This window comes from Chryseobacterium jejuense, from assembly GCF_017877355.1.
GTDB lineage: Bacteria > Bacteroidota > Bacteroidia > Flavobacteriales > Weeksellaceae > Chryseobacterium > Chryseobacterium jejuense_A.
Genome location: NZ_JAGIPR010000007.1, coordinates 50,268 through 62,366, shown reverse-complemented (window position 1 = coordinate 62,366; position 12,099 = coordinate 50,268). Strand labels below are relative to the sequence as shown.

The 12,099-nt window shown below is 34.0% G+C and carries 14 protein-coding genes and 2 tRNA genes; 12 read left to right on the top strand and 4 right to left on the bottom strand.

What is annotated here, in order from left to right:
* Window positions 1-207: 207 nt before the first annotated feature.
* The 9 genes from J2772_RS15340 to J2772_RS15300 all read left to right on the top strand — a co-directional run bounded on the left by J2772_RS15340 (window position 208) and on the right by J2772_RS15300 (window position 5,892).
* Complete coding sequence (locus J2772_RS15340) at window positions 208-1,248, top strand: hypothetical protein (protein ID WP_209918177.1); 1,041 nt, start codon at window positions 208-210, stop codon at window positions 1,246-1,248.
* Between the two features lie 460 nt (window positions 1,249-1,708).
* Entirely contained in the window at window positions 1,709-2,092 is a 384-nt protein-coding gene (locus J2772_RS15335) for a hypothetical protein (RefSeq protein ID WP_209918175.1), read from the top strand.
* Between the two features lie 4 nt (window positions 2,093-2,096).
* Window positions 2,097-2,510: a hypothetical protein gene (locus J2772_RS15330; RefSeq protein WP_209918174.1), complete on the top strand. Its 414-nt coding sequence runs from the start codon at window positions 2,097-2,099 to the stop codon at window positions 2,508-2,510.
* A gap of 35 nt (window positions 2,511-2,545) precedes the next feature.
* Window positions 2,546-3,856 (top strand): hypothetical protein, encoded by a 1,311-nt coding sequence (locus J2772_RS15325; protein ID WP_209918172.1) that lies wholly within the window; start codon window positions 2,546-2,548, stop codon window positions 3,854-3,856.
* A 14-nt stretch (window positions 3,857-3,870) separates the two neighbouring features.
* A tRNA-Lys gene (locus tag J2772_RS15320) sits at window positions 3,871-3,945 on the top strand.
* Between the two features lie 4 nt (window positions 3,946-3,949).
* Window positions 3,950-4,022: transfer RNA gene (locus J2772_RS15315), tRNA-Lys, on the top strand.
* A gap of 20 nt (window positions 4,023-4,042) precedes the next feature.
* Complete coding sequence (locus J2772_RS15310) at window positions 4,043-4,738, top strand: M949_RS01915 family surface polysaccharide biosynthesis protein (protein ID WP_209918171.1); 696 nt, start codon at window positions 4,043-4,045, stop codon at window positions 4,736-4,738.
* Between the two features lie 65 nt (window positions 4,739-4,803).
* Window positions 4,804-5,004 (top strand): YqaE/Pmp3 family membrane protein, encoded by a 201-nt coding sequence (locus tag J2772_RS15305; protein WP_123868342.1) that lies wholly within the window; start codon window positions 4,804-4,806, stop codon window positions 5,002-5,004.
* A 156-nt stretch (window positions 5,005-5,160) separates the two neighbouring features.
* Window positions 5,161-5,892, top strand: coding sequence for a class I SAM-dependent methyltransferase (locus J2772_RS15300; RefSeq protein WP_209918168.1), 732 nt, complete (start codon window positions 5,161-5,163; stop codon window positions 5,890-5,892).
* A 67-nt stretch (window positions 5,893-5,959) separates the two neighbouring features.
* Here J2772_RS15300 and J2772_RS15295 read toward each other — a convergent pair whose 3' ends face one another.
* The gene (locus tag J2772_RS15295; protein ID WP_209918167.1) at window positions 5,960-7,360 is read right to left on the bottom strand and encodes an MFS transporter; all 1,401 of its coding nucleotides are present in this window, start codon (window positions 7,358-7,360) and stop codon (window positions 5,960-5,962) included.
* A 39-nt stretch (window positions 7,361-7,399) separates the two neighbouring features.
* On the bottom strand, window positions 7,400-7,963 hold the full coding sequence (locus tag J2772_RS15290) for a TetR/AcrR family transcriptional regulator (RefSeq protein WP_209918165.1): 564 nt from the start codon (window positions 7,961-7,963) through the stop codon (window positions 7,400-7,402).
* A gap of 169 nt (window positions 7,964-8,132) precedes the next feature.
* Here J2772_RS15290 and J2772_RS15285 point away from each other — a divergent pair, with 169 nt between their 5' ends.
* The 3 genes from J2772_RS15285 to J2772_RS15275 all read left to right on the top strand — a co-directional run bounded on the left by J2772_RS15285 (window position 8,133) and on the right by J2772_RS15275 (window position 9,975).
* Window positions 8,133-8,801 carry a hypothetical protein gene (locus tag J2772_RS15285; protein WP_209918164.1) on the top strand — a complete coding sequence of 223 codons (669 nt, stop codon included), beginning with the start codon at window positions 8,133-8,135 and terminating at the stop codon, window positions 8,799-8,801.
* 11 nt (window positions 8,802-8,812) lie between these two features.
* Window positions 8,813-9,190, top strand: coding sequence for a VOC family protein (locus J2772_RS15280; protein WP_209918162.1), 378 nt, complete (start codon window positions 8,813-8,815; stop codon window positions 9,188-9,190).
* Between the two features lie 170 nt (window positions 9,191-9,360).
* A complete protein-coding gene (locus tag J2772_RS15275; protein WP_209918160.1) occupies window positions 9,361-9,975 on the top strand; it encodes a hypothetical protein in 615 nt (204 codons plus the stop codon).
* 2 nt (window positions 9,976-9,977) lie between these two features.
* Here the strand turns inward: J2772_RS15275 and J2772_RS15270 are convergent, their stop codons facing one another.
* Entirely contained in the window at window positions 9,978-10,997 is a 1,020-nt protein-coding gene (locus J2772_RS15270; protein WP_209918158.1) for an NAD-dependent epimerase/dehydratase family protein, read from the bottom strand.
* 59 nt (window positions 10,998-11,056) lie between these two features.
* Entirely contained in the window at window positions 11,057-11,632 is a 576-nt protein-coding gene (locus J2772_RS15265) for a Crp/Fnr family transcriptional regulator (protein ID WP_209918156.1), read from the bottom strand.
* Between the last annotated feature and the right edge of the window lie 467 nt (window positions 11,633-12,099).

Here is a 12,099-nt window from a genome sequence, read left to right as displayed (position 1 = left end):
AACCATATTTAGTTTAACAATTAACGGTACAATTATATTAGCTGAAACTTATTTAAACAATTTAAAACAAAAGTTAAATTCTGATATTTGAGTTATTACTTTTTTTAATTCGGCTGAATATGAGAATGGGCTGAATTTTGAAACAAAGTATTAATATTAATTTTCTTTATTATATATTTTTTATAGTTTCGCATCATAAAAACAATCATGAAAACGGTACTATTTTTATTACTTTTTATTTCGAATTTCGTCTATTCACAAATTACAATCAGAAACGAAAGCTTAGTTGAAAAACCTTATTATAAACCAAAATCTTTTGACAGCATAAGCAATCTTCAACTACAGGAAAGATTTGTAGATTATAAACAATATGTAGGATATAAAGTATTTTATAAACCTCAATCAAAGAAATACAAATCTTCTAGCAGTGAGAATTACCTAGATATTTTATCCGATTCAGATGGAAAATACTTTACCATTTTGGATATTACTGCCAGAGATAGATATTCTAAGGACCGAGAGTATAAAAAACTGGAAGATATGCCTTCGGATATTCTTAAAAATGTTGCAGAATTGAAAGTACAACTAAAAGATGATAAAACTGGAGACTCTTTATATTGGCATGTAAATATGGCAATCTCTATTCAAAATTATCCTTTTCTTCTCGTTCCTTATTTTGAAAAAGCTAAAAAAGATTTTGTAGGACAACGCTTGGTTGCTAAAAAAACCATTTCAGAATTAATTGACAGTAAAACAGGAAAAGTCTTGAATATTGAACCTAAAGAAATATGGTTTTGTGAAGATTTAAGCCTAACAGAAACTTCTAATCAAAAATATTTAACACCCCTTTTTTATCTTACTAATAGAAACTATTCAGTAGTTTTAGACATCGATAAATTACGCAAATCTTTCATTACTGAAGTACAATACGATAAAATTCAGGAGGAGAAAAAAATAGCAGAAGCTGAAAAGATAAAGCAGGAAAAAGCAGATGAGCAAAAACGTATTGCAGAAGATAAAAAATCCAAACAATTGTATATCAATAAGTATGGTGCAAAACTCGGAAGTCTAATTGCTGACAATAAAGTTGCCATAGGAATGAATAGGGAAATGTGTAGACTTGCATGGGGAGAGCCTTTGGATATCAACAGAATCACAATGAAAGGATACGCTCATGAACAATGGGTTTATGGTTTTGGAACCTATCTGTATTTCAATAATGGAATTTTGTCTACAATACAGGATTAAAACATCTCTAAGTTATCCCAATTTTAGATGAAATTTAAAATAACTCATAAAATATTTCTCACCAACCTAAAAACTTCTTTTCCGAAAATTAGAACATTCCTATTTCAAAAACTAGCTTGAATCAACGATGAAGATACTGCAAGATAGATAATTCTTTGCATTTTGGAATGCTCGTAAAAAGACTGACTCCGGTTTTTAAATAGAGTGACGGAGTTGGCAATTATCCATTTTTTAGTTAATACCTTTTTTAAAGGAATTTCAATTTATGAAGCTGCTTTCAGGTGTAAACCCAATAAAGTAACTTTAATATTAGATAAAAAAAGAAGGTTATTAGGGGCTTACCATTGCTATTGTCTGTTATAGATGAAATTTTTATCAGATATTCTGACTTGACACACTGGAAACCACAACTGAAGAAAGGCGATTATACGGAAGAAAAATAATTCAGTAATTTTAAATCATGAATACGATAACAAAAAGACTAGAAAACGTAAAAAAACTCCAAGCAAAAAGATGGGAGAACGATGATCATTGGGATACTTTAAACGATCTTTTAGTTAAAGAGTTAGATGAAATTCTACTTATTGAGCCTGAGAACACCTCTGCGTTAATCAATATTGGGGCAATTTATTCCGATATGGGAGAAAATGAAAAAGCTTTAGATTATTTAAAAATGGCTTTAAACCTCGGTTCAGAAGATAAAAATCTTTTTATAAATCTGGCTATTGTGATGATTTATATGGAAAAGCATCAGGCTGAATATTTAGAACATCTCGAAGATGCTGAGGGAAAAATAGAGAACCCGCTTACTTTTAAAGCATATTTTGACCCGCAATCTCATTAAAACTATGATAGAAAAATTAAGAAAATTAGAAGCAGCTTTTAATACATCTTTAAAAGCTGCTCTTAACGATATTGATCCTGAAAAGGTTGATGAAATTCTAGACAACAGAGATTCTTCAGTATTTTCAGATGCCTGGATGAATGCTTATCATGCTGTTGAAGGAAAAACATCAGACGAAGAAACCGAAGATGCTGTTACTCATATCCGAAAAGAAATTTTCATCTCCATCTTCAAAGCGACAGGTTCATCAGAACTACCAGCTTATATTTCCGATGATTTTGGATTGATTTCTTCTTACTTTATTCATAATATTGAAAGCAGCTGGGTAACCAATTTATTTTTCACTTATCTCAATCATCATATTCCTCAGGGAGACTTGATGAATACAGAGAAAACAATGAAGGAATTAATTCCATAAACAGGGCAAAACTGTAATTTCCAAAACGATAAAAAATGAGTACCATAGAACAGCTTTTCCAAACCTTAGATCAGCGCCACCGTCCTGAAGATGTAGCGGAAATGATCGTTGAGTTGATGAAAGGTCAATTAGCCATTCATGAGCTTGCTACTTTGAGCAAAGCCGCCAACCGTTCTCTGAAAAACAGTGTTTATGGGTATACCTCAATGCTTGAAACTTTTGGGAAAGCCATTGGTGCTGAAAAACAAATCAAAAAGGCTATTGAAATCTTTAAGCTTGATGAAAAAGAAAATTCAGGATATCACAGTGTAGCCGGAATTGAAATATTTTTAAAAGAAGTTTCCCCATTAATTCATAAAGAAGTCGGAGAGAATAATTTCAAAAGCGACAGGCTTAATAAAGATCTTAGAAAACTGGCCGGACTGGATATTTCCAAGCGAAATTACAACAAGAAGTGGCGACTTTTAAAACGAATTGAAATCAGACTTCAGAAATTCATTCATGAATCCAAGAAGATTGAGCTTCAAAAAATAGCCAAACATGGGCTTTCTCATACCATCAGTTTTGAAAATTTCAGCAAAGACCTGAATACGGCCTGCTTTATCGCTTATTTCAATGCAAGAAGTAACCTTAGAAGTACCTTCACCAATCAAAGTCAGGAAAGACCATTTGATGAAATTTGTGAAATGCTGTTCAACAGATGTCTGAGAGACCCGGCTATGACTCATTGGGAAGCTATTTCCTATATTTATACTGATGCTAAAGTTTTAGATCACCTGAATGATGAACAAAAGGGTAAACTCTTAGGTAAATGGACAAAGATCCTTGAGGAAATTTCAGATTACCTTGAAGAGCTCTGGAATGAAAATGATATCTACAGGAAAACAATGGCTGTAAAAAAAGGCAATGACTCCACTACCTGGAACAATACAGCCGGAGCCTGGAATAAAGCCAGGGATAACTGGATGAACCTGATTTATGCTTTGGGTCTTGATTCAGTTCTTAATGATATTTGTTTCGGAAAGGTGATGCGATTAATGGCTGCCGATGTTATTGCATGGCATTTATCAACCGGCGGAAAGATTGATCCTAACACAGAAGTTTGGAATTTAGTACCTTTGCCATGGGAGGTTTTTCAGGAAAAGACCTTCTGTAATAAGGAAATGATCGTTAATGCCTGTAAAGATGCTGGCATTGATCCTGAAAAATCAGGTTGGATTGCTCCCCACACTCATGGAGTAAGTGAGTTTAAGCCTACTCCGGAACTCGTACACGGAGTAACCGTTTCCAATCCTTTTCTGGCTAAAATCTTAAGACAAAACAAATATTTTTCAGGAAAACTCTGAAAACAAAAAATAAAGGATAGGTTAGTTCAGCGGTAGAACACCCGGCTCTTTAACCGGGTTGACGCAGGTTCGAGCCCTGCACCTATCCTGATTTCTGATATAGCTCAGTGGCAGAGCACCCGGCTCTTCACCCGGGAGGACACAGGTTCGAGCCCTGTTATCAGACCAACAAGAAATATAATAATTGTGAAAAAAACGTACTTCCTTTATACTCTTCCATTCCTATTTTTTTTAAGCTGTAAAAACGAAAAGAAAGATTCAATAGCAGAAACAAAAGCTCCGGCAATTAATCAGGTAGAAAAAACAGATTCTTTGGTTACTGCAAGAATTGATTCCTCTCAGGTTCCAAAAGCATTGAAGTATAAAGGAAATTTTAAAGACGGATTCCGATGGAAAGATAAAACAGGAGAATATATAGTGGTGACTTCTGAAACAGGAGTTTACATCAATGAAAATTTTCACCATGAAAATGATGGTAGTGATGCTGAAGTTTTTGCCCAATGCTATTCCTTGGAAAATAATCAACAGATATGGAAGATGAATGACTTTATCAAAGACTGTATGGTAGATATTGATGCCGCATTTAAGAAAAACTCTTTAAGTGTAACAGATCTTGATAAAAATGGTATCGCTGAAATCTGGGTAATGTATGAAATTGCCTGCAAAGGCGATGTAAGTCCTTCGGATTTAAAGATCATCATGTATGAAGGAAAACAAAAATTTGCCATGCGTGGGGAATCAAAAATACAAACAGGAATGGAAGACCAAGGGAAACCGGTATTTGAAGGTGGATCTTACACTTTTGATAAAACTTTTAAAGAAGGGCCGAAAGTGTTCAGAGAATATGCTGAAAAATTGTGGAATAAAAATATGGGAGAATAATTTGTAAATTAGTCCTATCAAACTGAATATAAATACAAATTACCTACAATTTTAATTTTAGAATCATGTTATTAGCTATTATACTTCCCTTTTTATCTTTTATTGTCCGGGGAAAAATCCTTACCGGAATAATCTGTTTTATTTTACAGATTACCGTAATTGGCTGGCTTCCTGCTGCCATTTGGGCCGTAATGTCTTTAAATAACGATAGAGCCAATAAACGAAACGAAGATTTAATTCGAGCAGTTCGTGAGGGCAGAAAATAAAATCATTTTTAAATAGATATTCAATCCTTTATTTGTGTAAAGGATTTTTTTGTGCTAAAAGTCTGGATTTACGTTTTAAAAATTTTTACATTAATAATCGTAAATTTATCATTCGTTAATCTCAGTTTTAAAATAGAACTATAAACCCTCTCTATCATGAAAGAAAACAAATATGACAACCCGTCTTTTTTTGACCAGTATGAGAAAATGCTCCGTTCCCAATTGGGACTGGAAGGAGCCGGAGAATGGCATGCCTTAAAAAATATGCTTCCTGATTTTAAAGAGAAAAATGTACTGGATCTTGGCTGTGGATTCGGATGGCATTGCCGATATGCCATAGAAAATGGAGCAAAATCTGTAGTTGGTATTGATCTTTCAGAGAAAATGTTGACGAAAGCCAAAGAAATCAATAATCTGGAAGGTATCCTGTATGAAAGAAAAGCATTGGAGGATCTTGATTATCCTAAAGAACAGTTTGATATTATTTTAAGCTCATTAACACTGCATTATATAGAATCATTTGATAGAATTGCTCAAAACATTTACCAATGGTTAACTTCAGGCGGACATTTTGTATTCTCTGTAGAACATCCTGTCTTTACCGCTGAAGGAAGTCAGGACTGGGTATATGATAAAAACGGAGAGAAAACATGCTGGCCTATTGATAAGTATTTTATGGAAGGAAAAAGAAATACAACATTCTTAGGTGAAAATGTAATTAAATACCACAGAACCTTAACTTCCTACCTCAACACTTTATTGAAACAAGGTTTCAAAATAAAGGAGATTATTGAACCGGAGCCAAGTTCTGAAATGCTGAAAGAAATTCCGGAAATGAAAGATGAACTTCGCAGACCTATGATGCTATTAATCTCTGTAGAAAAATAATCTGCTTGGAAGATTCAAATATTCCACAACCGATGAATACTCCTGTAAAAATAAACAGTCTTATCATTTATTTTTTGCTTTGAGGAAGAACATCATCAGGTACTTTAAAAACAGCTGCAAAAACAATAATCAGACATAGAATATTAACCAGTATTGCCACTGTAAAAGCTTTATGATAATCTTGTATTAAAGGTTTTTCGCCCAGAAAATAATAAAAAACACTTCCCACTGCCACAATTCCTATAATGGCCGCAATCTGCTGAAAAGTATTGTAAACTCCGGAAGCATTTCCAATCATTTTTTCAGGGATTCCTGAAAGGGCAATATTCGCCAGTGAAGGAATCACAGAGCCTACTCCTACTCCATGCAAAAATAACAACAGAAACAACCATAAAAACTCAGTAATTCCGTTGAAAAAAACAATCTGAAGAATCAAAATCAAGATGATAAAACCAAGTCCAGTCATCAGGGCTTTTTTCCCATATCTCAGGATTAGTTTCACCGAGAAAGCTGAAGCCAGAATAAATCCCAATCCCTGAAAAACGATTATTTCCCCGGCTCTCAAAGGGCTAATCATTAATCCATCCTGAAAAAATAAAGAGAGAATATAGAAATAGGAATCCAGCATAATAAAGAAGCAAGAGACTGCTACAATACCCAAATTGAAATTTTTGTAACGGAACAGCTCGAAATCAATCAGGTAAGTTTTTTTATTTTTCAAATTATCTTTCTGATTTTTAATAAAGTAGATTAAAATAACCACAGAAATAACCATGAACAGCATATTCTGGACAGAAAAGATCTCCTTTTCAGAAACGGTAAGCGTGTAGGTCATACTGAAAAGTCCTGCTGACAATAGAAAAACGCCCCAACTATCAAAGGATTCTTTTATACTGATTCTGGATTCTTCCAAAATTCTTACACTGAAAAAAATGGCGATCAGACATATAGGAATATTAATCAAGAAAATAAGCCGCCAAGGCTCTTCCCAAACAGTAAGTGATGAAAAATATCCACCCAGAAACTGCCCCAGAATTGTTCCGACTCCAATAGTGATTCCATACCACCCCATTGCCTTTGTACGCTCTTTGTGAACAGGAAATAAAATCTGGATCATAGAGAGAACCTGTGGTGCCATTAATGCAGCACTTATTCCCTGAGCCAATCTTGAAATCATCAGCATAACAGTTCCTTGTGAAATTCCGCAGGTAATGGAACTTATCATAAAAAAGATCAATCCGCTAATGAAAATCTTTTTTCTTCCGTATACATCTCCCAAACGCCCGCCTGTAATAAGAAAAGAAGCAAATCCGATAAGATAGGCAGCTATCATCAGCTGCATTTCTCCATGGGAAGCATGAATATCGCTTTGTATAGAAGGTATGGATACATTGATAATAAAAATATCCATAATTGTCAACAACTGTCCAAAAAGAATAATTAATAATTTCAAATAGTTACGTTTCATTTTTATATAGATATATCTATTTTTAAATTCATAAAAAAATTAGGGCAATAAACCCTGTATCATTTTTTTGATCTGATCAAAAGAATCATTTTTTCTGGTGATGGTGGAAGTTACTACAGCTCCTTCTATCAGTAAAAATATATTTTCCGCGATTAAATCAGAGTCTGACAACTGATGAAGCTCACTATATTCCTTCACAATACCATGAATGACTGCCCTTTGTTTTTCCTTATGATTTTTAGCAAAAGTGAATACTGCAGTGTTTCCATCTCCTATTTCAGAGACAATTTTAATGAAATGGCATCCTGCAAACTTTGAAGATTGCTGCAGCTTTTTACGGTAATCCACAATTGCTACTATTTTTTCTTTCGGATCTGAAATAGAAGCAATACTTTTTTCAAGACCTTCGAACCAGTTTTGCTCTTCCTTGACTAGATAAGCCTGAAGAAGCTCATTTTTAGAGGCAAAATGATTGTACAACGAACCAATGGCAATATCTGACTCAGCAATGATCTGATTGATTCCTGTAGAATTATATCCTTGTTTATAAAATAATTCCGAAGCCACTCTGATGATTCTGTCGTGTACTTTTTCTTTTTTCATCCTGAAAAGTTTTGACAAAGCTACATAAAAAATAGAGAAGTCTATCTATTTTTTATCATAGAGAGTCTCTATCTGTTGGTTAAAATCCTAATGATTTCACCAAAATTCTTTTCCGATTTTTTTTATTTTTGATAAAATAACGCGATCTTTAAGCTATAAAAGACAAGTTATGTTCAACTTTTTGAAGAAGAAGAAAAAAATTAAAGTCAACCTTCATTCTGTAACCATTCCCGATCAGGGATGGACTAAAGTTTCAGAAGACAATGAGGCGATAAGATGGGTAAATCCACAACAATCAGCTTTGATTGTTCTGCATTTTTTTGATAAAGAACCAGACCTTCCTACAGCAAAAGATCTCGATTATCTGAAAAAGTTTTACAGAAATATTGCTGCATCATCAAACGGTGGAATTATTGAGACAGACATTATCAATATCCACAATATTCCTTGTGTAAAAAACATGATTAAGATTCCTCAGCCGGAAACCGGAATGGCCTATATTGTGTCCATCACCATTCCTTTTGAAAACTGTAGTTATGTAGTAAAAATTCAAGCAGATGAAATTGGAATCACAGGGATGAGAGATGCAGTTATTCTTGACAGATTGCATAAAGCCGGAGAAGTAGAAATTGATGAAGAAACCATGAAAAACTGGTTTGAAGACCCTTATGATCCTGACTTTAAGCAAGGAACGGTAATGAATAAATCTGAACTGGAAAAATATGATCGTGAGTTTCCGGAGCATCCGCTTTCTATTGCCAGATCTCTTATCAGGTCAATAGCCACAACAATCATTTTCAAACCGGAAATAAAAGCGCTTCCACCCTTTAAAAAATAAAATTAACTTCAATGAATTCATCCAATCCTGTCGTTTATTTTGAAATTCCTGTGAATGATCTGAAACGGGCAGAGAGCTTCTATTCGGCTGTCTTTAATTTCAGTTTTGAGAAAGAAACCATCGATCATTATGAGATGGCTCTTTTCCCTTTTGAAGAAAAGAACTGTGGTATTACCGGAGCTTTAGCCAAAGGTGATGTTTATAAACCTACAAAAAATGGGGTTATTATTTATTTTAAAACAGAGAATATTGATTCCACTTTGGAAAAAGTTCTTCAGCACGGAGGAAAAATTCTTTATCCGAAAAGAATGGATGAAAAATATGGTTTCGCTGTAGCAGAATTTGAAGATTCTGAAGGAAACAGAATTGCGCTGCATCAAACTATTTAAGGTTTTTGAGATCTTATTTGATAATAGTATTAAAAACTTATAGGTTTGAGGGCAAAATTATTTTCAGACAACCTACTCACTCCCATTCATCGCATATTATTTTTTAACTTGTGTTTCAGCATATTTTGTATCTTTAATTACCATTTTTATAAAATATTTGGTAATTCGTTATGACAGGAGAACTTTATTTCATCAAAACCAACCCAAATATTGCCAAAATCAATTTGTACAATAAACTTTGTCGTGAAGAAGAGAATTTTCAAAAGTTTCTTCAGCCTGACGGAAAAATCAGTCTTGAAATCATCAAGGATAAAGTAAAAGATTCAGTGGAAGAGCTTACCAGAGAAGAGCTTTTAAATATATTTTTATGGTTCAACAAAGCCTATCCTTCAGATCATGAAGAAATAAAAACTCAACTGTTCATTAACGGCATTGATCTTTTCTACGAAATTCAATCGCCTATGCATACTGAGACCTTCCTACAGATTCTTTCTGAATATGAAAAACTTTCTCAGAAAAACCTTAATTATATTGTCAATGCTCAGAATTTTAACCAATTTCTGATCTATGGAATATTCCTTACTGAAATTATCCGCAGAGAACAAGGAAAAGAAAATATCCTTTCGGATTATCTGAAACCGGATAATAAGCCATTATATGAATTAGCTGAAAATCATTCTGAACTTCAAAGTCTTGATGATAAAAGCAATACAGACCTCCAAAAATATTTCAACGATCTGTATGACCTGACTAAATTTTATAAAGGTTCTATTATCCAGTTGTAATGCTAAACTTCTTTCAAAAGTTCAGGATTGGTCCGTAAATAATCAAGAGCCTCTTTTACAGCCTGTTCAGGGCTTTTAGGAGCAAAGCCCAATTCGTTTCTTGCTTTGGAAATATCAAAATCCTGTTGCAATCCGGAAAACATGGAGATATCTTTTCTTGTCAGTACCGGAGCTTTTCTGCTCATTTTTGCTGTAAATTCCATCAAGGCAGCAATGGTATAAAGAATTCCTTTGGGAACAGCATTTGGGACTTTCAGCTTTAAATCCGGATATAATTTATTCGCCAAAATTGTTGTATCCGTAATCGTCATACATTTTTCATTCGCTAGAATATAACGTTCGCCTGAACGTCCTTTGTGAGCTGCCAGATAACATCCTTCTGCTACGTCTTTTACATCTACCCAATTCAGGGTAATTTTTGTATCTACAGGAATTTGTTTGTTCAGAATAAGCTTCAATACTCCGTAGGAAACATTCAAAGGTAAAAAAGCTTCACTCCCAATCATTGCTGAAGGCATCACAGAAACAAGTTCTACTCCAAGTTTTGCAGCCAGTTCAAAAGCCAGCCTTTCGCCATCGTTTTTAGAATTATAGTACATATCTCTGCGATCAGGATTGTAACCATTACTTTCCTTTGTAGGTAATTGAGTATAATTGAGAGCGGCAATAGAGCTTATGTAGACTATTCTTTTCACTCCGGCTTCAGCCGCTGCTTCAATGGTATTGCGAGTTCCTTTGATATTAACATCGTAGATTTCCTTTTTAGGGTCTTTGGCCCATAATTTAAAGGAAGCTCCCACAGCATAAAAGGTTTCCACTCCCTGAAGAGCGCTTACAAAAGAGGCTTTATCTGTGATATCGGCTTGCATCAACTCACAGTTCAGTCCTTCAAAAGGTTTTGTATTATGGATATTCCTTACCGTTGCCCGTACCGGAATTCCCTGTTTGAGTAAAAATCTGACTAAATTATTTCCCAGATGTCCATTAGCTCCTGAAACGAGGCTTAGATTATTCTTTGTCATTGCATTGATTTTAATGCAGCAAAGTTCAGCCTCTTAGTTTCGGATCCGCTTGACTTTTGTTAGTTAATTATTTTTCTCCTGATCCTGCTCAAACTTTCCGGTTTCATTCCCAGAAAGGAAGCGATATATTGAATAGGAACATGCTGAATAATTTCTGGATAATCCTTTAAAAGCTTAAGATACCGTTCCTCGGCATTTAAAGCAGCCAATTCTCTGGAACGGTTTTCATTATAAGCAATAGAGTCTTGAAATACCGAAATACTGAAATCTTTCATCGCCTGACTTTCATTCACCAGATGATCGAGATTTTCTTTGGTAATTCTTAAAAGTTCACACCCGGTAATACATTCTACATTATGATCTGAGATGGTTCTGTTGATAAAATGAGAATAAGAGGTAAAAAATCCGGGTGGACAGTTGATATGTGTAGTCACTTCATTTCCATTCTGATCCATATAAAACAATCTGAGGTATCCCGAAACAATATAATAAAGATAATTGGGAACCTTACCGGATTCTTCAATCACCGTGTTCTTTGAAAAAACTACAGGCTCAAAATACTGTTTAACCATTTCAATTTCTTTTGGTGAAAAATCATAGACAGAACGAATATATTGTAAAAGCTTGTCGTGCATTGAAGTTGGTCTTATTATGTTGAATACAAAAATAGCCAAAAGAATGTTCAGATATTTTTAAATAAAAAAAGATTTTTCACAAACCTATGTAATGTTCTCCGCTAAATAATTGTCTTGTATTAAAAGCTAAATATGAACCAGGAAAAAGGAAAAGAATATTATCCGGACTATAATATTGATTATCAGTATAAGGAAATTACAAGAAATGTTCACCTTTCTCTTACATAAAAATTTGGAAATAATAATGTGAAAGGTGCTACCAAGCAGGTGAAGTTTGAAGAATCTAACAGAGCAGGTGCTAGTAACAATTAATTTTCCACCATAATGACCTTATAAAACAAAAAACAGGATAAAAATAATAACCCGGCCGGCAGTTCTTTTTAAATAAAGTTCTGTCGGCCTTTTTATAAGAAGCAGTCTTAAAAATCCACGAATGTATAGTGAAGAGTATTAATTATTTGATTTTA

What these genes read in the sequence shown, in the direction of transcription:
- J2772_RS15270 (WP_209918158.1), bottom strand. Translation starts at nt 10,997, where the DNA reads ATGACAAAGAATAATCTAAGCCTCGTTTCAGGAGCTAATGGACATCTG.
- J2772_RS15335 (WP_209918175.1), top strand. Translation starts at nt 1,709, where the DNA reads ATGAATACGATAACAAAAAGACTAGAAAACGTAAAAAAACTCCAAGCA.
- J2772_RS15275 (WP_209918160.1), top strand. Translation starts at nt 9,361, where the DNA reads ATGACAGGAGAACTTTATTTCATCAAAACCAACCCAAATATTGCCAAA.
- J2772_RS15300 (WP_209918168.1), top strand. Translation starts at nt 5,161, where the DNA reads ATGAAAGAAAACAAATATGACAACCCGTCTTTTTTTGACCAGTATGAG.
- J2772_RS15325 (WP_209918172.1), top strand. Translation starts at nt 2,546, where the DNA reads ATGAGTACCATAGAACAGCTTTTCCAAACCTTAGATCAGCGCCACCGT.
- J2772_RS15280 (WP_209918162.1), top strand. Translation starts at nt 8,813, where the DNA reads ATGAATTCATCCAATCCTGTCGTTTATTTTGAAATTCCTGTGAATGAT.
- J2772_RS15305 (WP_123868342.1), top strand. Translation starts at nt 4,804, where the DNA reads ATGTTATTAGCTATTATACTTCCCTTTTTATCTTTTATTGTCCGGGGA.
- J2772_RS15265 (WP_209918156.1), bottom strand. Translation starts at nt 11,632, where the DNA reads ATGCACGACAAGCTTTTACAATATATTCGTTCTGTCTATGATTTTTCA.
- J2772_RS15340 (WP_209918177.1), top strand. Translation starts at nt 208, where the DNA reads ATGAAAACGGTACTATTTTTATTACTTTTTATTTCGAATTTCGTCTAT.
- J2772_RS15330 (WP_209918174.1), top strand. Translation starts at nt 2,097, where the DNA reads ATGATAGAAAAATTAAGAAAATTAGAAGCAGCTTTTAATACATCTTTA.
- J2772_RS15290 (WP_209918165.1), bottom strand. Translation starts at nt 7,963, where the DNA reads ATGAAAAAAGAAAAAGTACACGACAGAATCATCAGAGTGGCTTCGGAA.
- J2772_RS15295 (WP_209918167.1), bottom strand. Translation starts at nt 7,360, where the DNA reads ATGAAACGTAACTATTTGAAATTATTAATTATTCTTTTTGGACAGTTG.
- J2772_RS15285 (WP_209918164.1), top strand. Translation starts at nt 8,133, where the DNA reads ATGTTCAACTTTTTGAAGAAGAAGAAAAAAATTAAAGTCAACCTTCAT.